Origin of the sequence: Kribbella sp. NPDC048915 (genome assembly GCF_040649595.1) — a bacterium.
GTDB lineage: Bacteria > Actinomycetota > Actinomycetes > Propionibacteriales > Kribbellaceae > Kribbella.
This window is the reverse complement of the sequence record NZ_JBEZFT010000040.1, coordinates 38,210-58,556: the sequence shown is the minus strand read 5'-3', so window position 1 is coordinate 58,556 and position 20,347 is coordinate 38,210. Positions and strand designations below refer to the sequence as shown.

The 20,347-nt window shown below is 69.8% G+C and carries 23 protein-coding genes; 8 read left to right on the top strand and 15 right to left on the bottom strand.

Features of this window, described 5'->3' with window-relative positions; all coding sequences use genetic code 11:
• Nucleotides 1-655 precede the first annotated feature (655 nt).
• Nucleotides 656-1,414: a GntR family transcriptional regulator gene (locus AB0B82_RS20995; protein WP_360170803.1), complete on the bottom strand. Its 759-nt coding sequence runs from the start codon at nucleotides 1,412-1,414 to the stop codon at nucleotides 656-658.
• Nucleotides 1,415-1,610: 196 nt separating this feature from the next.
• Between AB0B82_RS20995 and AB0B82_RS20990 the strand changes: the two genes are divergently transcribed.
• Nucleotides 1,611-2,570, top strand: coding sequence for a glutathione S-transferase C-terminal domain-containing protein (locus AB0B82_RS20990; RefSeq protein WP_360170800.1), 960 nt, complete (start codon nucleotides 1,611-1,613; stop codon nucleotides 2,568-2,570).
• A 31-nt stretch (nucleotides 2,571-2,601) separates the two neighbouring features.
• Here AB0B82_RS20990 and AB0B82_RS20985 read toward each other — a convergent pair whose 3' ends face one another.
• Entirely contained in the window at nucleotides 2,602-3,183 is a 582-nt protein-coding gene (locus AB0B82_RS20985; protein WP_360170797.1) for a TetR/AcrR family transcriptional regulator, read from the bottom strand.
• A 52-nt stretch (nucleotides 3,184-3,235) separates the two neighbouring features.
• Here AB0B82_RS20985 and AB0B82_RS20980 point away from each other — a divergent pair, with 52 nt between their 5' ends.
• A complete protein-coding gene (locus tag AB0B82_RS20980; protein ID WP_360170794.1) occupies nucleotides 3,236-3,982 on the top strand; it encodes a haloacid dehalogenase type II in 747 nt (248 codons plus the stop codon).
• On the opposite strand, the gene AB0B82_RS20975 is transcribed toward AB0B82_RS20980, so the two are convergent.
• Together AB0B82_RS20975 and AB0B82_RS20970 are read right to left on the bottom strand one after the other, a co-directional pair.
• Nucleotides 3,964-5,253, bottom strand: coding sequence for an ArsB/NhaD family transporter (locus AB0B82_RS20975; protein ID WP_360170791.1), 1,290 nt, complete (start codon nucleotides 5,251-5,253; stop codon nucleotides 3,964-3,966). The two genes, AB0B82_RS20980 and AB0B82_RS20975, sit on opposite strands and share 19 nt — an antisense overlap.
• Before the next feature lie 43 nt (nucleotides 5,254-5,296).
• The gene (locus AB0B82_RS20970) at nucleotides 5,297-5,740 is read right to left on the bottom strand and encodes a CBS domain-containing protein (RefSeq protein ID WP_360170788.1); all 444 of its coding nucleotides are present in this window, start codon (nucleotides 5,738-5,740) and stop codon (nucleotides 5,297-5,299) included.
• A gap of 307 nt (nucleotides 5,741-6,047) precedes the next feature.
• Between AB0B82_RS20970 and nhaA the strand changes: the two genes are divergently transcribed.
• Genes nhaA through AB0B82_RS20955 form a run of 3 tightly spaced genes read left to right on the top strand, consistent with a single transcriptional unit; the run spans nucleotide 6,048 to nucleotide 8,670 of the window.
• Nucleotides 6,048-7,259 (top strand): Na+/H+ antiporter NhaA, encoded by a 1,212-nt coding sequence (gene nhaA / locus AB0B82_RS20965; RefSeq protein ID WP_360170785.1) that lies wholly within the window; start codon nucleotides 6,048-6,050, stop codon nucleotides 7,257-7,259.
• A gap of 56 nt (nucleotides 7,260-7,315) precedes the next feature.
• On the top strand, nucleotides 7,316-7,759 hold the full coding sequence (locus AB0B82_RS20960; RefSeq protein WP_360170782.1) for a phage holin family protein: 444 nt from the start codon (nucleotides 7,316-7,318) through the stop codon (nucleotides 7,757-7,759).
• On the top strand, nucleotides 7,756-8,670 hold the full coding sequence (locus tag AB0B82_RS20955; RefSeq protein ID WP_360170809.1) for an alpha/beta hydrolase: 915 nt from the start codon (nucleotides 7,756-7,758) through the stop codon (nucleotides 8,668-8,670). Before AB0B82_RS20960 ends, AB0B82_RS20955 begins: the two co-directional genes overlap by 4 nt.
• Here the strand turns inward: AB0B82_RS20955 and AB0B82_RS20950 are convergent.
• From AB0B82_RS20950 to nth, 6 genes are read right to left on the bottom strand one after another with little or no spacing between them, the layout of a single operon-like run.
• Nucleotides 8,621-9,292: a hypothetical protein gene (locus AB0B82_RS20950; protein WP_360170779.1), complete on the bottom strand. Its 672-nt coding sequence runs from the start codon at nucleotides 9,290-9,292 to the stop codon at nucleotides 8,621-8,623. The genes AB0B82_RS20955 and AB0B82_RS20950 overlap by 50 nt on opposite strands.
• 1 nt (nucleotide 9,293) lies before the next feature.
• Complete coding sequence (locus AB0B82_RS20945) at nucleotides 9,294-9,779, bottom strand: SigE family RNA polymerase sigma factor (RefSeq protein ID WP_360170776.1); 486 nt, start codon at nucleotides 9,777-9,779, stop codon at nucleotides 9,294-9,296.
• A 42-nt stretch (nucleotides 9,780-9,821) separates the two neighbouring features.
• Complete coding sequence (locus AB0B82_RS20940; RefSeq protein ID WP_360170773.1) at nucleotides 9,822-11,000, bottom strand: MarP family serine protease; 1,179 nt, start codon at nucleotides 10,998-11,000, stop codon at nucleotides 9,822-9,824.
• Nucleotides 10,997-11,767, bottom strand: coding sequence for a CoA pyrophosphatase (locus AB0B82_RS20935; protein WP_360170770.1), 771 nt, complete (start codon nucleotides 11,765-11,767; stop codon nucleotides 10,997-10,999). The genes AB0B82_RS20940 and AB0B82_RS20935 overlap by 4 nt, the downstream gene beginning before the upstream one ends.
• Nucleotides 11,764-12,387: a TlpA disulfide reductase family protein gene (locus tag AB0B82_RS20930; RefSeq protein ID WP_360170767.1), complete on the bottom strand. Its 624-nt coding sequence runs from the start codon at nucleotides 12,385-12,387 to the stop codon at nucleotides 11,764-11,766. The genes AB0B82_RS20935 and AB0B82_RS20930 overlap by 4 nt, the downstream gene beginning before the upstream one ends.
• Nucleotides 12,384-13,163 carry an endonuclease III gene (gene nth, locus AB0B82_RS20925; RefSeq protein ID WP_360170764.1) on the bottom strand — a complete coding sequence of 260 codons (780 nt, stop codon included), beginning with the start codon at nucleotides 13,161-13,163 and terminating at the stop codon, nucleotides 12,384-12,386. The genes AB0B82_RS20930 and nth overlap by 4 nt, the downstream gene beginning before the upstream one ends.
• A gap of 232 nt (nucleotides 13,164-13,395) precedes the next feature.
• Here nth and AB0B82_RS20920 point away from each other — a divergent pair, with 232 nt between their 5' ends.
• Complete coding sequence (locus AB0B82_RS20920; protein WP_167203704.1) at nucleotides 13,396-14,073, top strand: Crp/Fnr family transcriptional regulator; 678 nt, start codon at nucleotides 13,396-13,398, stop codon at nucleotides 14,071-14,073.
• A gap of 729 nt (nucleotides 14,074-14,802) precedes the next feature.
• Here AB0B82_RS20920 and AB0B82_RS20915 read toward each other — a convergent pair.
• From AB0B82_RS20915 to AB0B82_RS20895, 5 genes are all read right to left on the bottom strand, one after another.
• Nucleotides 14,803-15,747: a type IV toxin-antitoxin system AbiEi family antitoxin domain-containing protein gene (locus tag AB0B82_RS20915; RefSeq protein WP_360170761.1), complete on the bottom strand. Its 945-nt coding sequence runs from the start codon at nucleotides 15,745-15,747 to the stop codon at nucleotides 14,803-14,805.
• 185 nt (nucleotides 15,748-15,932) lie between these two features.
• Nucleotides 15,933-16,703 carry an MBL fold metallo-hydrolase gene (locus AB0B82_RS20910; protein ID WP_360170758.1) on the bottom strand — a complete coding sequence of 257 codons (771 nt, stop codon included), beginning with the start codon at nucleotides 16,701-16,703 and terminating at the stop codon, nucleotides 15,933-15,935.
• Nucleotides 16,700-17,527, bottom strand: coding sequence for an NUDIX hydrolase (locus tag AB0B82_RS20905; RefSeq protein ID WP_360170755.1), 828 nt, complete (start codon nucleotides 17,525-17,527; stop codon nucleotides 16,700-16,702). Before AB0B82_RS20905 ends, AB0B82_RS20910 begins: the two co-directional genes overlap by 4 nt.
• Nucleotides 17,528-17,560: 33 nt before the next feature.
• A complete protein-coding gene (locus tag AB0B82_RS20900) occupies nucleotides 17,561-18,022 on the bottom strand; it encodes a RidA family protein (RefSeq protein WP_360170752.1) in 462 nt (153 codons plus the stop codon).
• On the bottom strand, nucleotides 18,019-18,180 hold the full coding sequence (locus AB0B82_RS20895; RefSeq protein WP_360170749.1) for a DUF4177 domain-containing protein: 162 nt from the start codon (nucleotides 18,178-18,180) through the stop codon (nucleotides 18,019-18,021). Before AB0B82_RS20895 ends, AB0B82_RS20900 begins: the two co-directional genes overlap by 4 nt.
• 98 nt (nucleotides 18,181-18,278) lie before the next feature.
• Between AB0B82_RS20895 and AB0B82_RS20890 the strand changes: the two genes are divergently transcribed.
• Both AB0B82_RS20890 and AB0B82_RS20885 read left to right on the top strand, forming a co-directional pair.
• On the top strand, nucleotides 18,279-19,229 hold the full coding sequence (locus tag AB0B82_RS20890; protein WP_360170746.1) for an ArsA-related P-loop ATPase: 951 nt from the start codon (nucleotides 18,279-18,281) through the stop codon (nucleotides 19,227-19,229).
• On the top strand, nucleotides 19,226-20,347 hold the full coding sequence (locus AB0B82_RS20885; RefSeq protein WP_360170743.1) for an ArsA-related P-loop ATPase: 1,122 nt from the start codon (nucleotides 19,226-19,228) through the stop codon (nucleotides 20,345-20,347). The genes AB0B82_RS20890 and AB0B82_RS20885 overlap by 4 nt, the downstream gene beginning before the upstream one ends.

Genomic DNA, 20,347 nt, shown 5'->3' with positions numbered 1-20,347 from the left:
ATCGTGTTGTGGGTTCCGTACCCTTCACACGGGTCAGGAACCCACAACACCGTGGGTGAACCCACCGTGCGGGGACGCGCGCGTGCGGGGACGCGCCCTTGAGCAGGAACTGCGCCATGCGTGCGTGCGGGGACGCGCGCGGTCGGCCGGTCCGGGCGCTGACTCGGTCACCCAGACCCACCCACGGATCGGCCACCAGAGCCGGATGACCTCTCGTGTTGGGGGTTGTCGGCTCGTATACCGGCAGACGACCCCCAACACGAGGGGATGTCCCCCTTGCGTAGAAGTCACGCAGCCGACCCACCGCGACTCGGGAGGCTCGGGCGTGTCGCGTGTGGCGCGTGTCAGGTCGACAGGACGTCTCCCGTGCCAGGGGCCACAGCCGAGCGTGAACCAGGCACCGAACACACCCGTCCCGCACCACACGACCTGTCGAGCGTGCACACCTTCGGGCCGTGCATCAATCATCTAGGTGACCGCGGGCGCGTCCGGCGTGAGGTGCCGTGGCCGTGGTGGATCGCGCGCCCCGGCCACGCGATGGGTTCACACGCGTAAGAACCAGAGCCTGCGCGTCCGGCCCCCTCGCCGTGCGACCACAGACTGCTGCGTCACCGCAAACCACGGACTGGTGCTCGGCCCGTTGGCGACTGCGGCCTCAGGTGGCGCGGTAGGCGACGGTGATGTCGTAGCGGTCGGAGCGGTAGACGGAGCGACCGAATTCGATGACCTGGTCGGCGGAGGTACGGGGCGCGGAGGTGATGATCAGGCAGGGGGTGGAGTTGTCGATCTCCAGCAGTTCGGCGTCCTCGGGCTTCGGCGGGGCGGCGACGATGGACGCGGACACCATGCCGAGCGTGACGGCGTACCGGGTGCTGAGCTCGGTGTAGAGCGACTTCTCGGTGAAGTCGATCTCGTCCAGGCCGGGGTAGCGCTGCAGGGACAGCGCGGTGCGCTCGATCGCCATCGGCTCGCCGTCGGCGGTGCGGAGCCGGACGAGGTGCAGGACCGGCGTACCGACGGGCTCCTCGAGTTCGCGGGCGAGGTGTTCGTCGGCAGCGCCGACGCGGTGTTCGAGGACCTTGGCGCCGGGCTTGATGCCACGGTTCAGCATGTCCTGGGTGAACGACGAGGCGAGCATCCGGGACGGGCGCGGTTCGGCGACGAAGGTGCCGCCGCCGGGACGGCGGTTGGCCAGGCCTTCGGCAACGACGCGGTCGACTTCCTGCCGGACGGTCATCCGGGCGACGCCGAAGCGCTCCGCGAGGACGCGCTCGGACGGCAGCACGGTACCGACGGCCAGCGTGCGGGTGAGGTTCTCCAGAATCTCGCGGATCTGGTCACCCTTCGGGCGATCTGGCCGCAGCTCGGTGGGGAGCTCGGCGAGGTCGCCTGGGTTGTTCCGTGGGCGGGCCATGAAGTCAGTATCCCTGGGACTCTGCCCGGCAAACCGGTTGCCGGGGACACGGGCCGCGGTCGGTCGTACCGCGAGGCCGCCCCGACCGCGCTGTCGTGGACGACCTTGTCAGCCCGACTGTAACGTCCAGCGCGGCCTCACGGCCAGTGACCGTCCACGGGCTCAGGCAATTCGTACCGGGGGTAGTTTTATCGATATGACCCCGGGACAGTTCGTGCAGGAGACGTCGTCGACCGGCGAATGGAAGCGCCAGGGCAACAGATTCACCGGCCGAATCACGCGCGATTCCACGGCGGCACCGGGCGCCGGACCGGACGACCATGGCCGCCGGCCGGTCGAGCCCGGACGGTACCGACTCGTGGTCAGCCTGGCGTGTCCGTGGGCACACCGTTCGGTGATCGTCCGCCGGCTGCTCGGCCTGGAGGACGCGATCAGCCTCGCCGTGGTCGACCCGATTCGCGACGAGCGCGGCTGGCGGTTCACGCTCGACCCGGACGACCGTGACCCCGTGCTCGGCATCACGTTCCTCTCCGAGGCGTACCTGCGCACCGACCCGTCGTACGACGGTCGCGTGACCGTGCCGGCCGTCATCGACACCGTCACCGGCGACGTGGTCACGAACGACTACCCGCAGATCACCCTCGACCTGTCCACCGAGTGGACCGAGTTCCATCGCGGCGGCGCCCCGCAACTGATCCCCGCAGACCCCGCGGACCGCGCCGAGATGGATCGGCTGATGGACGAGATCTATCAGGACGTGAACAACGGCGTTTACCGGTGCGGTTTCGCGACCAGCCAGGAGGCGTACGAGGCGGCGTACGACGCGTTGTTCGCGCGGCTCGACGTCCTCGAGGAGCGGCTCGCGGACGGGCGTCCGTACCTGCTCGGCGAGGCGTTCCGTGAGGTGGACATCCGGCTGTTCACGACGCTGGTCCGCTTCGACGCGGTGTACCACGGTCACTTCAAGTGCAACCGGCAGAAGCTGACCGAGTTCCCGAACCTGTGGGCGTACGCGCGCTGGCTGTACCAACTGCCCGGCTTCGGCGAGACCGTCGACTTCGACCACATCAAGCGGCACTACTACCTGACGCACGACTCCATCAACCCGAACGGCATCGTGCCGAAGGGACCGGACCCGCGGGTCTGGACGGACTGACAACGGCTGCTCCCGGTCGCGGATCCCGGCGTCAGACGGCGAGCGCGTCCAGCGCTGCGGTGACGGCGGACCGCAGCTGGGCCCGGGTCGCGCCGGCCCGTGAGCGCAGATTGATCGCGTACGCGAGCAGCGTGAGCATTTCCGCCGCACCCTGGACGTCGACTCCGGACCGCAACTCCCCGTTGCCCTGAGCAATCGTCAGCGCGGCGGCCAGCGATTTCCGCAGTACGGCGTGATGTTCGCTGAGTACCGCCCGGACGGACTCCGGTGGGGTCTCGGCGATCGCGTTCGCCATCATGCAGCCCCACCCGGCGTACTCCCCCGAGCAGCGCAACCGCAGCAGCTCGTCGAAGAACGACCGGACCGCGATCAGACCGCGACCGTCCGCAGCGAGCCGGTCGAACATCGGCCGGGACCGGTGCTCGAGGTAGCGGCGGGCTGCCGCCGCGTACAGATCGTCCTTGCCGCCGAACGCGTTGTAGAGGCTCGACCGGCTCAGCCCGGTCGCGGTGACCACGTCCTGGATCCCGGTCGCCGCGCTGCCGCGGCGCCAGAACAGTTGCTCGACCGCGGTCAGGACCTCCGCCTCGTCGAAATGTTTGACATCCGGCATGGCACTCATCATATCTTGGAACGATCGATCCAAGATTTAGCGAGGAGCCGTGATGATCGACGTACTGGTGCTCGACGTCAACGAGACCCTGACCGACATGGAGCCGCTGCGGGACGGGTTCGAGGCGGCCGGGCTGCCACGGCACAGTCTGGAGCCGTGGTTCGCGGAGATCCTCCGGGACGGATTCGCGCTGACCGCGGTCGACGCGTACGCCGCGTTCGGCGACCTCGCCGCGGACCTGTTGCGGGACCGATTCGCCGCGGCCGGAATCGAACCGGTTGAGGAAACCGTCAGGAACGTGTTTTCCGGATTCACGCGGCTGCCGCTGCACGCTGATGTCGCGCCCGGACTGCAGCGGATCCACGAGGCCGGCGTCCGGATCGTCACACTCACGAACGGCGCCGCGGCGATGTCGGAAAACGTGTTCGGAAACGGCGGCATTCTGCCGTTCCTCGAGCACCGGCTCGATGTTTCCGGGCCGCAGCGGTGGAAGCCGCACCCGGACGCCTACCGGTACGCCGCCGAGGTGTGCGGGGTCCCGGTCGAACGGACGGGGCTCGCCGCGGTCCACCCGTGGGACGTCGACGGCGCTCAGCGGGCCGGGCTGCACGGGTTCTATGTCGACCGGCGGAAAACGCCGTACCCCAACTCGTTCCGCGCGCCGGAACACACGGTTCCGGACTTCACCGCGCTGGCCGACCTGCTCCAGACCGGCCAGTCTCAGTCCAACCAGTCTCAGGCGGGCCAGTCTCAGGCAGGCCAGTCTCAGGCGGGCCAGTCTCAGGCGAAGGCGAAGTAGCGGAGCCAGACGTACGGCGCCGCGACCAGAATCGTGATCGCGGTCATCACCACGCCCTTGCGGGTGAACTCCCAGAAGCTGATCGGGTGCCCGGCACGCAGCGCGATGCCGATCACCACGACGTTCGCACTGGCGCCGACGGCGGTGGCGTTGCCGCCGAAGTCGGCGCCGATCGCGAGCGCCCACCACAGCGACTCGGCCTGGGTGGGATCGGCGATGCCCTTGGTCAGGTCGAGAACGACCGGACTCATCGTGGCGACGTACGGGATGTTGTCGATCACGCCCGACGCCACGGCCGACACCACCAGCACGAGCATCGCCGCGAGCAGCGCGTTCCCGCCGGTGACATCGCCGAGCCACCGGGCCAAGTCCTCGATCACGCCGGTCTTCACCAGCGCCCCGACCATGACGAACAACCCGGCGAAGAACAGCAGCGTCTGCCACTCCACACTCGCCATGTAGTCGCGGGTCTCCACCTTCGAGACCAGCACCAGGACGCCGGCCCCGAGCAGCGCGACCACCGAGGGCTCGACGTGGAACACGGAATGGCCGATGAAGCCCGCGAAAACGAACAGCAGCACGACAGCGCACTTGATCAGCAGGGTGCGGTCCTGGATCGCCTCGTTCTCGTTCAGCGCCATCACGTCGTCGACCCGCTCGGGATCGACGTCGAAGGAGCCCCGGAACAGCCACGGCACCACCAGGGTGAACACCACGAGCACGATCAGCACCAGCGGCGCCATGTGGATCAGGAAGTCGTTGAAGGTGAGACCGGACCGGCTGGCGATGATGATGTTCGGCGGGTCGCCGATCAGCGTCGCGGCGCCGCCGATGTTGGACGCGAACACCTCGGCGATCAGGAACGGCACCGGGTTGATGCCCAGCCGGTCGCAGACCAGCAGCGTCACCGGTGCGATCAGCAGCACGGTGGTCACGTTGTCGAGGAACGCCGACGCGGCCGCGGTGATCAGCGTCAGCAGAATCATCACCCGCAACGGTGAGCCCTTGGCCCGCTTGGCCGCCCAAATCGCGACGTACTCGAAGACGCCGGTGCGCCGGAGGATGCCGACGATCACCATCATCCCGAGCAACAGAAAGATGACATCCCAGTCGATGCCGGTCTCCGACGAGTAGAACGCATGTTCCGCGTCGGTCACCCCCAGCGCGAGCAGCACTCCCGCCCCACCGAGCGCGGCGAACAGCTTGTGCGTCCACTCGGTCGCGATCAGTACGTACGCGACCACGAAAACAGCTACCGCGATGATCGTCATCGGCCCACCCTGCGACTCGTGACGGCACGGCGGTCGGCCGGCTTCACTGCGGCACGGCGAGCTCCAGCAGCCGGGAGGCGGTGATCGCTCCCACGATCCGACCCTCGCGGAGTACGGCGACCAAGGGGCAGCGCAGCCGCGCCATGATCGCGGCGATTTCCAGCACGGTGTCGTCGGCCTCGACCACCGGAATCTCCCGGGGCTCGTCGGGGAGCAACTGCCGGACCTTCACGCCGCTCAGCCGGTCGGCCACTTTGTCGGCGAGCGGTTCGTCGATCACCCGGGCCAGCGACGGGTCGTCCTGCACGTAGCTCGGCACCAGAAAACGGACGACCTGCGACGCCGGCAGCACGGCGTACGGCGAACCGTCGGGCTTCGTCACGATCAGACCGGGCAACCGCCGCGCGGCCAGCATCCGGGCCGCCTCGAGCGCGTCGTCGTCCAGGCTCACGACCGGGAAGTCCTCGGCCATCTGTTCTCCGTGCACGCTTGCAGCCTACGCCGGGCCGGTGCCGGGCGGTGACGACTCTCACACAGTTCTGACGGTGCACAGCCCCTCCAGGACATCGACGATTCGCCCGGACCCCGGCACGAGGTACGGGATCGCCGACCAGACTTCCCGGCACACCGCGCCCAACCCTGCCGCACAATCGCCATTCCGGGCAACCGATGTCTCAGCCGCGGGCTCGTGAAACCGGGCCCGGCAACCACCCGCCCGGTAAACTGGCCGCGGTGCGCCGGGAAGCCTGGTCGGCAATCGTCCGACCGATCCCGAAACAGCAAAGGGCCAGTTCATGACCCAATCCGGTACGCCTGCCCGCAAACGCGCCTTCCCGCGGGTCCTCGGCCCCGAGCGTGCGTTCCTCGCCGACACGCTTCGGACCGAGACGACGGGCGGGCTGTTGTTGCTCGCGGCCACTGTAGTCGCCCTCGTCTGGGCGAACTCGCCGTGGCAAGACGCCTATCGGCACCTCAGCGAGCTCCAGGTAGGTCCGCTCACCGTGGAAGCCTGGGCGTCCGACGGCGCATTGACGTTGTTCTTCTATCTGGCCGGAGTCGAGCTCAAACGCGAGCTGCTGGTCGGCACCCTGTCCAAACTCAACGAAGCAGTCGTCCCGGTGGTCGCCGCGATCGCCGGAATGGTGCTCCCGGCAATCATCTACCTCGCCGTCAACCTGACCGCGCCGAGCGGACGGACGGAAGGCTGGGCGATACCGACGGCGACCGACATCGCCTTCGCGCTCGCCGTCCTCGCGATCGTCGGCTCGTCGCTGCCCAGCGCACTCCGAGCCTTCCTGCTGACACTGGCGGTGGTCGACGACTTCGGCGCGATCCTGGTCATCGCGGTGTTCTTCTCGCACGGCTTCCACCTGGTCCCGCTGCTCGCCGCGATCGCCCTGATCGGCCTCACCTACGTCCTGCAGCGCCGCCGCGTCCGGACGCCGTTCCTGTACGTCCCGATCGCGATCGCCACCTGGTGGTTCATGCACGAGTCCGGGATCCACGCCACGATCGCCGGTGTCGCACTCGGCCTGGTCACCCGCGTGGTCGCCGACGCCGGTGAGAAGCACCCGCCGGCGGAGCGGATCGAGCATCGTCTCCGCCCGTGGTCCGCGGGCGTCGCCGTCCCGTTCTTCGCGCTGTTCGCCGCGGGCGTGACGTTGAGCGGCAGCGCCGTACGGCACTTGCTGACCGACCCGGTCGCGATCGGGGTGGTCGCCGGACTGCTGGCCGGGAAGGCGATCGGGGTGTTCGGCGGATCGTGGCTGACCGCGCGCTTCACCCGCGCCGAGCTGAACTCCGACCTGGCCTGGCGCGATGTGGCCGCGGTGTCGGTGCTGGCCGGGATCGGGTTCACGGTGGCGCTGCTGATCGCGCAGCTCGCGTTCGGTGCGGACGCCGCGCAGGTCGAGCGCGCGAAGGCCGCCGTTCTGCTCGGCTCGGTCGCGGCCGCACTGATCGCCACCCTGCTGCTGGCTCGCCGAAACCGCGCGTACGCCGAATGACCGGTGGTCCTGACGGTAGTGTCGGGCCCACGGACTTGTGGTCGGAAGGAGTTGCGATGTCGATGGGGCAGAACGGGGAGGAGCCCACGGTCGGTCAGCTGGTCGCCAACGCCAGCAAGGAGCTGTCCAACCTCGTCCGCAGCGAGATCGAGCTCGCCAAGACCGAGCTGAAGAAGACCGCCGTCGCGGCCGGCACCGGCGCCGGGATGTTCGCGGCGGCCGGATTCCTGGTGTTGCTCGCGGTCATCCTGCTGTGTATCGCGGCGGCGTACGGACTGACCGCGGCCGGCTTGCACCCCGCGATCGCGTTCCTGATCGTGGCCGGTGCGTTCCTGCTGATCGCCGCCGTCCTGGCGCTGATCGGAATGCGCGCACTGAAGAGTGCGAAGGGCCCGCAGCGCACGATCGACAGTGCGAAGGAGTCGGTCGAGGCGTTGAAGGCCATCGGCAAGGGGCCTGAGGACCACCCGGCCCTGCCTGAGCCAGGCGTACGGCGCTGAGTCCCGCGGGCGTCGTCGACCTGCTGGTCGACGGCCCCTGGTCGCACTCGCTGATCGCGGCCAACGGGGCCCGGTTCCACGTCGCGGAGTGTGGCGCGACGGACGATCCGCTCGTCCTGTTCCTGCACGGCTTCCCCGAGTTCTGGTGGGCCTGGCGGCACCAACTGCCGGTGGTCGCCGCCGCCGGGTATCGCGCCGTCGCGATGGATCTGCGCGGGTACGGCGCCTCCGACAAGACGCCGCGCGGCTACGACCCGTACACGGCCGCCGCCGACGTGTCCGGGGTGATCCGATCGCTCGGCGCCACGGACGCCGTACTCGTCGGGCACGGTTGGGGCGGGTTCGTCGGGTGGTCCGCCGCCGTACTGACGCCGCGACAGGTCCGTGGTTTGGCCGCTGTGTCGGCGCCGCATCCGCTGCTGCTCACCCGGTCCGGACAGCTGAAGGCGTTGACGCGGAGCGCGTTCTTCCAGCTGCCGGTACTGCCCGAGCGGCGGCTGCTCGCCCAGGACGGGATCCACATCGAGCGCCTGCTGCGGGCCTGGGCCGCGCCCGGTGGCGCGTTCCCCGACGCGGAGGCCTCACGCCGCTACCGCGCCGCGCTTCAGGTCTGGCCGGCACCGCACTGCGCGCTCGAGTACCACCGCTGGTTCGCCCGCTCCCGGCTCCGCCCCGACGGCCGCAGGTACTCCGCGAGGATGCGCGCCCCGATCACTGTCCCCGTCCTGCAAGTCCACGGAGCGCAGGACCCGGCGGTGTCTCCCACCGCAACCACGCCCCCGGACCTGGTCACGGGACCGCTGCGCCACGAGGTCATCACCCCGGCCGGCCACTTCCCGCACGAGGAAGCTCCCGACCTGTTCAACAGCCTGATTCTGGATTGGTCAACGGGCATCCGCCGGCCGGCATGACGCTCGAGACGGCGCCCACCGTGCCGTCGACCCGCCAGCCGTCCGCGGTCTTCTCGAGCCGATAGGTCAGGACCTTCCCGCGACCGCAGTGGTAGCGAATGCTGGTCGCGACCTCCTTGTGGCCCGCCTTGTCGACCACAGGGCCGAGGACGACGGTCGAGACTTGGGCTCCGGTGCACACCTCGTCGGGCGCACTCCAGTCGACCGGAGCCACTGAACCGACTGCACGCTCGATCCCCGCCTTGTCGGCCGCCGAGAACGTCACCGGCCGCGCCGCGGCCGACTTCGTCATCACATCGGACCCGTCGGCGTACTGACCGATCACGTGGATCACTTGCCAGCTACCGGCGGGGTCGACGGATCGCGTGATCGCGGCGACGGCGGCACCCCAGATCTCGCCGTGCTCGGACACAGCGGGTGTCGCGACCGGCGGGTCCGGCTCGGCGCGACCGACGCCGTACAGGACGCCGCCGAGGATCGCCAGGACGGCCGCCGCGGCCAGCAGGATCGGCAGCCGCCCGCGGCGGCCGGCCGGCTCGAAGGAGTCGTCGAGCAGGTGCTCGTGGTCGGCGAAGGTCTCACGGAGCAGTTCGCCGAGTTCGTCGTCGGTCAGCTTGGGCATGTCAGCTCGTCTCCTCGGCGGACAACTGGTCCCGCAGGGTCGCCAGTGCCCGGGCCGCGTTCGTACGGACAGTGACCGGGGCGACCCCCAGAATCGCGGCGATCTCCTGGTCCGGGAGGTCCTCGTAGTAGCGCAGCACCAGTACCGCGCGCTGCTTGCGCGGCAGCCGGGCCAGCAGTCGCCAGGTCGCGTCGCGTTGCGCCTGCCGGGAGCCGAGGTCGTCGTACGCCGGACGCTCGATCGGCTCGGCCAGCGGTACTTCGCGGTTCATCAGCAGCCGGCGCCACCCGAGGTACTCGTTGACCACCATGGTCCGCAGGTACGCCTCGGGATACTCGAGTCCGCCAATCCGATCCCACTGCCGGTGCGCGCGGGCCAGCACGCTCTGGACCAGGTCCTCAGCGGTGTGCCGGCTCCCGGACAGCATCAGCCCCAGGCGCAGCAGACGACGTTCGGTCGACCGCACCACGTCGTCCAGCGAACTCACCGTCACACCACTTAGATGCGGTGTCCGGCGGATTGTGTTGCATCAGGTGCAGGTCTGGGTGGACACCTCTTGGGTCGCGTTGGCGCCGGCCTTGGCGTCGTCGGCGACCTGCTCGGCGGTCAGGACGTAGCCGGTGCGGTTGTCCTCGACGGACGCGGCGAAGACGACGCCGTACACGACACCCTTTGCGGACAGCAGCGGACCGCCGGAGTTGCCCGGGCGGACCGAGGCCCAGATCGAGAACGCTTCGCGGGTGACGGTCTTGTCACCGTAGATGTCGGGGCCGCGCAGGCGTTCCTCGGAGCGGATCCGGGCCGCCTCGGCGTCGAACGGGCCGTTCTCCGGGTAGCCGAGCACGACCGCCGGGTCGTCGGCCTTACCGGTGAAGTCGAACGCGAGCGGCTGCACCGAGTCGCTGAGGTTCGGCACGTAGAGCACCGCGATGTCGGTCTCCGGGTCGAACACGACCACGCGGGCGTCGTACTTCTTCCCGTTCACCTCGACCTGCGGTTTGCTGACGCCAGCGACGACGTGCGCGTTCGTCATCACCCGCTTCGGCGCGTAGACGAACCCGCTGCCCTCGAGACCGCGGGAGCAACTCGCGACGCCGGTCACCTTGGCGATCCGGCTGTATGCGTTCCGCACCGACTGCTGGCGGGCGATCGCACTGTCCGGCGGCTGGGTCTCGCGGATGCGCTCCGGGACGAACGGGTCCAGGAAGCGCGGGAACAGGTCCGTGTTCACGACGTCGTTGAACGACTGCAGCGCGCGGTCCGCGCTGCTCGGCAGCACCGCGTCGGTCTTCGCCAGGACCTGCGAACCGCGCACCGCCGACGTCACTTCCGGGATCCGCGCGCCGCTCACCGCGACACCGAGCACCCAGGCGACGATCAGCACCGACGCGGCGGCCAGCGCCGCGCCACCGAGGGCGTCCAGGAACCGGATCGGTTTCCAGGACAGCCGGTTGCGGACCCTGGAGCCCACGATCGCTCCGAGCGTCCGCCCGATCGAGGCGAGCAGGACGACCAGCACCAGGGCCGCGAACGACACCGACACGCTCGGCGAGAAGTTGTCCAGGACCTTCGGCACGCCCCAGACGCCCAGCGCCGCTCCGGCGAGCAGGCCGACGGTGGCACAGGCGCCCAGCACGAATCCCTCGATGTATCCCGAGATCGCCACCAGCCCGGTGATGATCAGCAACGCCCAGTCGAGGTTGCTCACTCCGCACCTTCCGGCTCGGGACCTTGCGCATGGCCGAGGTCGTGCTCGATCGCTGTCATCCGGCGAACGTCCGCAGGCCGTCGCCCTTCGCTCCGCCAGGCCGCTTCGACCAGCCGGTCGGGCAACGGTACGACGTGCGAGGGGTCCCAGTCGCGGTACCAACCGCCGAGCTGCAGCAATTTGTCCAGCAGACCGGCCGTGAACCCCCAGATGTAGAGGTCACCGACGGTGAACGCCGGGCCGGTGAAACCGCTCGGATGCAGGCAGCTGATCCGGTTCGCCGGGTCGGCGAGCGCGCTCAGCGGCACCTCGTGCACGGACGCGACCTCGGCCGGGTCGACCACCGCGACCGGTGACGGCTCCCGCCACCAGGCCAGCACCGGCGACACGCCGAAGTTGCTCACCGGCACCCAGAGCGCTGGCCAGATCCCGAACGGGACGACGCCGGCCGGATCCAGTCCGGTTTCCTCCTCGGCCTCGCGCAGCGCCGTCCGGACCAGGCCGCTCTCGCCGGTGCCGTCCTCGGGATCCACGCCACCGCCCGGAAAGGCCATTTGACCGGCGTGTTTGCGCAGCGTCCAGGCGCGCTCGGTGAGCAGCACCTCCGGACCGTCGTTGCCGTCGGCAAGCAGGATGAGCACGGCGGACTTGCGCACCGAGGGGTCGTCCGGCGGCAGGAACTTGGACAGGACCTTCGGATCCACGTCCGCGGAGGCCTTCGCCAGCGGCTGCAGCCAGTCCGGGATCCCGACATCGGCGAAGATCATGGCGTCACCCCCAGCTTGTCCTTGACCAATTGGTCGAGCTGTTGCTGGGACGTCAGGACACCACGGTGGATGTGCACGACCTTGCCGTCGGCGTCGACGAAAGCGGTCAGCGGCGGGCCGGCGATCTTCAGCGCTGCCCGGACCGCCTTCTCCCGGTCGACGACATGCGGGTACGCCAGGCCTTCCGTCTGCGCGAACTCGGCCGCGATCTCCGGCCGCGGGTCGTCGTAGTCGATACCGAGCATGCTCACCTTGCCCGACTTCGCGAGCTGAGCCAGGTACGGCGCCTCGTCGCGGCACGGACCGCACCACTGCGCCCAGACGTTGACGACCAGCGGCCCGCGCAGGTCCGCGAGCCGGATGTCGGGGCCGTTGCCGAGACACGGCAGGCTGACGTCGGGCAGCCCGTCACCGACCGGCGGCTTCGACGGCGTCGCGGGGCAGGCCTCGAGCTGGTCCGCGCCCGCCACGGCACTCCGGGCGGACGACGGCGTACCGCCGCCTGGGGCGCTGTCATCCGGCCGGTCCGTTCCACACGCGGCCAGTGTCGCCGACAGCACCAACGCAACGGCTCCGGCGCGGAGCGGTCGCAGGCGGCGCAGCGGCGTACCAGATCTCACGCGGGCGCCTTCACCAGCTTCGCCGCGACCTCCGGATCCGTCGGACCGGTCCCGTACGACGGGCACCACTGGGCGACGGGGCAGGCGCCGCAGGCCGGCTTCTTCGCGTGGCACCGGCGGCGGCCGTGGAAGATCAGCCGGTGCGACAGCATCGTCCAGTCCTTCTTCGGGAACAGCTCGCCGATGATGTGCTCGACCTTGACCGGGTCCTCCTCGGTCGTCCAGCCGAACCGGCGGACCAGGCGGCCGAAGTGCGTGTCGACGGTGATCCCGGGGATGCCGAAGGCGTTGCCGAGCACCACGTTGGCGGTCTTCCGGCCGGTGCCGGGCAGCTTGACCAGCTCCTCGAGCTTGTTCGGCACGACGCCGTCGTACTCGTCGACGAGCGCCTGGCCGAGCTTGATCACACTGTTCGTCTTGGCCCGGAAGAAGCCGGTCGGCTTCAGGATCGCCTCCAGCTCCTCCCGGTCGGCCTCGGCGTACGCCCGCGCAGTCGGGTACTTCGCGAACAGGGTCGGGGTCACCTTGTTCACCGTGACGTCGGTGGTCTGCGCGGACAGGATGGTGGCCACCAGCAACTCGAGCGGGTTGGTGAAGTCCAGCTCGCAGTGCGCGTCCGGGTAGGTCTCGGTCAGCACCCGGTGCATCTTCCGGGCCCGTCGGACCAGCTGGGTATGGGTCTCGTCGGCGAACACCGGGGCCTTCCGGGGCAGCTTCAGCGGGACCTGGACGGCTGGATCGACGGAGGCGGGCGCCTCGGCACGCTGGGTCGGCATGAAGGCCAGCCTACGTCCGCCCGCCGACACTCCCGGGTCGCCCGTGACCTGGGTAACCGGTCCGTACCGGACGCCGCCCGAGGCCCGCTCCGGCGCGTCCGGCAGGGCTACGTGGCGGTGCCGACACCCGAGGGGCTACGGTTTTGGGGCGACCGGGTGTACACATATCGGTCGACGGACGTGGCGGATCCCACGTCCGGAGTCGTGGTCGAAGGTCCTAGGAGGCCCAGAAGTGGATGCCGCAGTGCTCCGACAGGCACCGCTGTTCAGTCAGCTCGACGACGAGGCGGCCGACGCGCTGGCCGCGTCGATGACGGAGAGCCGGCTGCGCCGCGGCCAGGTGCTGTTCCACGAGGGCGATTCCGGTGACCGGCTGTTCATCGTGGTCGAGGGCAAGGTCAAGCTGGGCCGCACCTCCGCCGACGGCCGGGAGAACCTGATCGCCGTGCTCGGGCCGGGGCAGATGTTCGGCGAGCTGTCGCTGTTCGACCCGGGCCCGCGGTCCGCGACCGTCACCGCCGTCACCGACGCCTCGCTGATGTCGCTCACCCACGACGAGCTGCTCCGCTGGCTCGACGGCCGCCCCGCAGTCGCCCGCGGCCTGCTCCTGCAGCTGGCCTCCCGGCTCCGCAAGGTCTCCGACGTGGTCGCCGACCTGGTGTTCTCCGACGTACCGGGCCGAGTCGCCAAGGCCCTCCTGGACCTGGCCAGCCGCTTCGGCCGCACCGCCGACGACGGCGTCCACGTCCACCACGACCTCACCCAGGAGGAGCTCGCCCAACTGGTCGGCGCCTCCCGCGAAACCGTCAACAAGGCCCTCGCCGACTTCGCCTCCCGCGGCTGGGTACGCCTCGAGCCCCGCTCGGTCGTCCTCCTTGACGTAGACCGCCTCCAACGCCGCGCCCGCTAACCACCCTCGTCCCATCTCACACCCGCCCCCCGCGGCACGTCGTACCGCAGGCCCGCGCGCACGTCGTACCGCAGCACCCCGCGGCAAACGTCGTACCGCAGCACCCCGCGGCAAACAGGGGTGCGGCGCGGTACACGACGTACCGCAGTACCTGGCGACGGGCGGCGCGGAGCGGTGCACGCCCCTCGCCGGCCGGACGTGTGGCCACTGCCCTCGGCCCCGACGGGCGAACCCTCCACTCCAGTGGGCAACCCCTCAAGTGGAGGGTTGCCCATTCAAAATTCCAGTAGGCAACCCTCCACTTGAATGGGCAACCCACCCGCGGGATCACGCGACCCGGGCACCGGATCGGGCACCCTGGGCACGGGATCAGGCGGCCCACGCGCGGATCACGCGGCCCACGCGCGGGGTCACGCGGCCTGGGCACGGGATCAGGCGGCCCGGGCGCGGGCGAACCGAGCGGCCTACCCGGGTGGCATCGAGCGCCGCGAACGCCCGGGCGAACCCTCCACTTCGACGGGCAACCTCTGAAGTAGAGGGTTGCCCATTCAAAATTTCAGTGGGCAACCCTCCATCTGAATGGGCAACCCAGGCGCGGGGGCCGTGTGTCGAGCGAACAGGTGCCGTCGGCGAGATCAGGCAGCAACGCGCGGAGACACGCTGCGGGGCGTGGCGAAGGACGGGGCATCGGGATCACGCAGCTGCGTACGGGCGAGGGCGAGGCGGGTGTCACGCGGCCTGAGCGCGGGCGAAGGCGGCGTGGAGGCGGGCGATCAGGCGTTCGGGATGGGCCAGTTCGGCCCATCTGATGCGGATGACTTGCAGGCCGAGGTCGCGAAGCCGGTCCTCGCGTAACTTCTCCTGAATCAGCGTCTCCCGTGCACCGCTGTCGTACTTCACCAAACCGTCGAATTCAGCGACGGTCCGGCACTCGGGGAAATAGAAATCGACGCGCGCGACAAACCCGTCGGCGTCGGTGAAGACGACCTGCAGCACCGGACTCGGCATGCCGTAGGTGTGCAGCAACACCCGGAACCGCGATTCACCGACGGACTCCGCCAGCGGGTTGCTGAAATCGAGCGCCGCTCTCGCAGTCGCACTGCCCGGCCAGAACTCGGTCACGTCGCGCAACCGCTGCAGCTCGTCCGCGACGTTCGGGTGATGACGGCGTACGGCGTCCGCGCTGACGACCGCCGCCTCGAACGACGACGTACAGGCCATCTCGAACAGCGCCCGTGGGACGGTCGTCAGGGGAAGACCGTCGACCGTGGTCAGGTCGACGTCGCTGATCCGGCCGCGGTGGTGCCGCACGCCGGCGATCCGGCCGCCGCGGTGACTGTCCAACCGCGTGAGGTGAACTTCGGCCAGATCGGCGCCCCAAACCGGTACGCCGTGAAGCGCGAGAGCCGACTGGTGGCTGACGGCAACCGCTCCCTGACGTGTGCCGTTCAGAACCGCGTGGACCAGGCGGCGGTGCTGCAGCGAGGTCCGGTCCCATGGTGTCAGTGAGCCTAGGTCGAGGGCCTCGGCGTACTGGCCGTGGCGGATCCGTACCCAGCGACCGTCCTTGATCCGGTCGTGGATCTGTCCGAGCGTGTAGCCGCACTCCGCCGCCTGCGCGCGGCCGAACACGCCGCCTTGCGTCGCCGCGAGCACCTTCAACTTTGGGTTCACCCGTCAAGCATCAACCGCGCAGGCCATCTCGCGCCGCCGCTCACCCCGCTACCTGTGGATAACTGCGAACCCTCCACTTCAGTGGGCAACCCCTCAACTGGAGGGTTGCCCACTCGAATTTTCAATGGGCAACCCTCCACTTGAATGGGCAACCCCCCACGCCTGCGGGCCTGCGTACCGCGGCGTCAGCTGTTGTTCAGGTAGTCCAGTTGGGCCTGGACGGAGCGTTTGGCGGCAGGCCAGAGGGATTGGTCCACGTCGGCGTAGACGTGTTCGACGACGGCGTCGGCGGTGGCGTGGCCTTCGGCGAGGGCGGCTCGGACCTGGTCGAGGCGTTCGCCGCGGTGTTCGAGGTAGTAGGTCAGTACGCCGGCGGGGTCGGTGACGACCGGGCCGTGGCCGGGAAGCAGACGGGCTACGCCGGCCGGTGAGTTCGCGAAGGCGCGGAGGCGTTCGAGCGACTCGAGGTAGGAGCCGAGGGCACCGTCCGGGTGCGCGACCACCGACGTACCGCGGCCGAGCACCGTGTCGCCGGTGAGGAGCGAACCGTCCTGGGGCAGCCAGAAGCAGACCGAGTCGAGCGTGTGGCCGGGCGTCGGGAGGACCTCGACGCGGAGGCCGTCGACCGTGATCACGTCACCCTCGGCCAGCCCGTGCGCGTGGTCGGTCGGGATCCGAAACCCGGGATCGACCGCGCGGACACCGCACCCGGCCCGGTTGGCGAACCACGCGGCGCCCTCGGAGTGGTCGGGGTGCTTGTGCGTCAGCAGCACGACGGCCACCGCTCCGGCCGCGTCCAGTACGGCGTTCAGGTGGTCCTCGAGCAGCGGACCGGGATCGACGACCACGGACCGCTCCGCGTCCGGCGCGCGCAGGATCCAGGTGTTGGTGCCGTCCAGCGTCATCGGGCCGGGGTTGTCGGCCCGGACCAACGTGGCGAGTTCGGTGACGTTCATGTGGTCTCCAGATAGGCACGGTCGCCGTCGATGCGCACGGTCGGCAGGATCGTACGGATCGTCCGCTCGCCGGCCGCGTCCAGGATTGCCGCGACCTCGTCGTACGCCGCGAGCTCATCGCAGCAGACGTACGTCGGTGGCAGCATCAGCACCTGCCCTGCGTCGACGGCCGCGACCGCGTCGGCCGGGCGGATCCAGGTGACCTGGTCGGACTCGCTCGTGACGTCGCGCGTGACCTGGCCGGCCGGCAGCGCGGCGACGAAGAAGGCGGTGTCGTACCGCTTCGGCTCGAACTCCGGGGTGATCCAGTGCGCCCACGGCCCGAGCAGGTCCGCGCGGAGGACGAGCCCGCGCCGGTGCAGGAACTCCGAGAACCCGAGCTCGCGGGACTCGAGCGCGACCCGATCGGCCTCCCAGTCCGCGCCGGTGGTGTCGTCCACCACCGAGTCCGCGGACGGTCCTGCCAGCAGCACGCCGGACTCCTCGAACGTCTCCCGAACCGCGGCGGCGACGTACGCGGCGGCGGTCTCGGCAGAGCAGCCGAGACGCTCACCGAACCACTCCGGTGCCGGCCCGGACCAGGAGTCGGCGACCGTGGCGTCGGTCGCGTCGACGCGCCCGCCCGGGAACACCGTCATACCGGCCGCGAACGCCATCGTCTGCTGCCGCCGCAGCAGGTACACCTCGGGTCCCGCCGAGCCGTCCCGCAGCAGGATCACCGTCGAGGCGGGGCGCGGGTCGGCAGGCGTGCGCAGCCCGCGCGCGTAGTCGAGGGCGACCTCGGCCAGCCGGCCGGTCAGCAACTGGGAACTCAGGTCACGCATGACCGGCCGACCCCGGGTTCGTGCGGGAGCGGATCAGCCGACCTCGACGATCAGCTCGATCTCGACCGGTGCGTCGAGCGGCAGGACCGGTACGCCGACCGCGCTGCGGGCGTGCTGCCCGGCGTCGCCGAAGACCTGGCCGAACAGCTCGGAGGCCCCGTTGGCGACCTGCGGCTGACCGGTGAAGTCGGGCGTGGAGGCGATGAACGCGACCGCCTTCACGATCCGCTGCACCGAGGCCAGGTCGCCGATCTCCGCCTTGACCGCGGCGAGGGCGTTCAGCGCGCACTGCTGGGCGCACTCGGCGGCGACCTCGGGCGTGACCGCGGCACCGACCTTTCCGGTGGCGATCAGCGCGCCCTCGCGCAGCGGCAGCTGCCCGGAGGTGTAGACCAGGTTGCCGGTGCGCAGCGCCGGGACGTACGCGGCGACCGGCTTGGCCACCTCGGGCAGTTTCAGGCCGAGCTCGGCCAGCTTCTCCTCGGGGTGGCTCATTTCTCCTCGATCTCCCGCTTGAAGTACGCGACCAGGTTCTCCGGGTTCATGCCCGGGACGACCTGGACCAGCTCCCAGCCGTCCTGGCCGAAGTTGTCCAGGATCTCCTTGGTCGAGTGGACCAGCAGCGGCGCGGTGAAGTACTCGAACTTCTTCATGAGGGGGACTGTACCGAGACCGTGCCCCCACCATCGCCCCGGCGACGGACACTGTGGTCCCGGACGGTGTGGTGTGGCCCACGTCCTACCCTGGATCCATGGCGCGACTGCACGTGGTGACCGGCAAGGGCGGCACCGGGAAGACCACGGTCGCGGCCGCGATGGCGCTGGCGCTGGCCGAGGAGGGCAAGCGGGTCCTGCTCGTCGAGGTCGAGGGCCGGCAGGGCCTCGCCCAACTGTTCGACGTACCGCCGCTGCCGTACTCCGAACGCCGCATCGCACACGGTCCCGGTGGCGGCGAGGTGTTCGCGCTGGCCGTCGACGCCGAGGCCGCGCTGCTCGAGTACCTGGACATGTACTACCACCTCGGCCGCGCCGGAAAGGCGCTGGAGAAGGTCGGCGCGATCGACTTCGTCACCACGATCGCCCCCGGGCTGCGGGACGTGCTGCTCACCGGCAAGGTGTACGAGGCGACCCGCCGCAAGGTGCACGGCAAGCTCGCGTACGACGCGGTGGTGCTGGACGCCCCGCCGACCGGACGGATCGCGCCGTTCCTGAACGTGAACCACGAAGTGGCCGGCCTGGCGAAGGTCGGCCCGATCCGCAACCAGGCGGACGCGATCATGGGCATGTTGCGCTCGGACGTCACCCGGATCCACCTGGTCACGTTGCTCGAGGAGATGCCGGTCCAGGAAACGCTGGACGCGTGCGAGCAACTCGAGGCGCTGGACCTGCGGATCGGATCGATCGTGGTGAACATGGTCCGCAACAGCCCGCTCGACGACGACGCGCTCGCCCTGGCGGTGAAGGAAGAACTGCCGGCCGCGGAACTCACCAAGGGGTTGCGGGCGGCCGGGCTGACGATCAAGGACAACCTGGTCAAGACCTTGGCGACCGAGGCCCGTGACCACGCCATCCGGGTCGGGCTGGAACGCGAGAACCGCGACCGGATCGATGCCCTGGGCAAGCAGGTGAGCGAATTGGCCTTGCAGCCGGACGGTATCGACCAGGGCGCCCTGTTCGACCTGGCCGAGGAGTTCCGCGGATGACCGCCCTGGATCTGGACGCCTTGATCGACGACCCCACGACCCGCATCGTGGTGACCTGCGGCGCGGGCGGCGTCGGCAAGACCACCACGGCCGCCGCGCTCGGTCTGCGCGCGGCGGAGCGCGGACGGAAGGTCGTCGTACTGACGATCGACCCCGCACGTCGGCTGGCCCAGTCGCTCGGCCTGGTCGAGTTGGACAACACGCCGCGCGCGGTGGCCGACGTCCACGCTGCGAACGGCGGCCGGCTGGACGCGATGATGCTGGACATGAAGCGGACGTTCGACGACGTCGTCCTGCAGCACGCGACGCCGGAGAAGGCCGAGCAGATTCTCGCGAATCCCTTTTATCAAGCGCTTTCCTCGTCGTTCGCGGGTACCCAGGAGTACATGGCGATGGAGAAGCTCGGCCAACTGCACAAGCAGGCCGAGCGGACCGGCGACTGGGACCTGATCGTCGTCGACACCCCGCCGTCGCGGTCCGCACTGGACTTCCTGGATGCCCCGGAGCGGTTGGCGTCGTTGCTCGAGGGCCGGTTCCTCAGGTTGCTGCTGGCGCCCGCGCGCGGCCCGTTCCGGCTGATGTCGGCGGGAGTGAACATGGCGATGTCGATCATGAACAAGGTGCTCGGCGCCCAGGTGCTGACCGACGTACAGACGTTCGTGGCCGCGTTCGACACGTTGTTCGGCGGGTTCCGGCAGCGGGCCGAGCAGACGGTTGCGCTGCTCCGGGAGCCGCACACCGCGTTCCTCGTCGTGGCGGCCCCGCAGAACGACGCACTGCGCGAGGCGTCGTACTTCACCGAGCGGCTGCGGGCGGAGGGAATGCCGCTGGCCGGCGTCGTGCTGAACCGGGTGACGAACTCGCAGGCCTCCGAACTGTCGGCGGAACGGTCGCTGGCCGCGGCCGAGAAGCTCGAGGAAGCGGGCAAGTCGCCGCTGACGGCCGCCGTACTGCGGTTGCACGCGGACCGGATGCAGCAGGTGGTCGGCGAACACAAGCGGGCGGACCGCTTCCGCCGCGGTCACCGCACGCTACGGACCGTCGAGATCCCGGCGCTGGCAGACGACGTGCACGACCTGACCGGTCTACGCCAGATCGGTGAACTACTCACGGCCTGA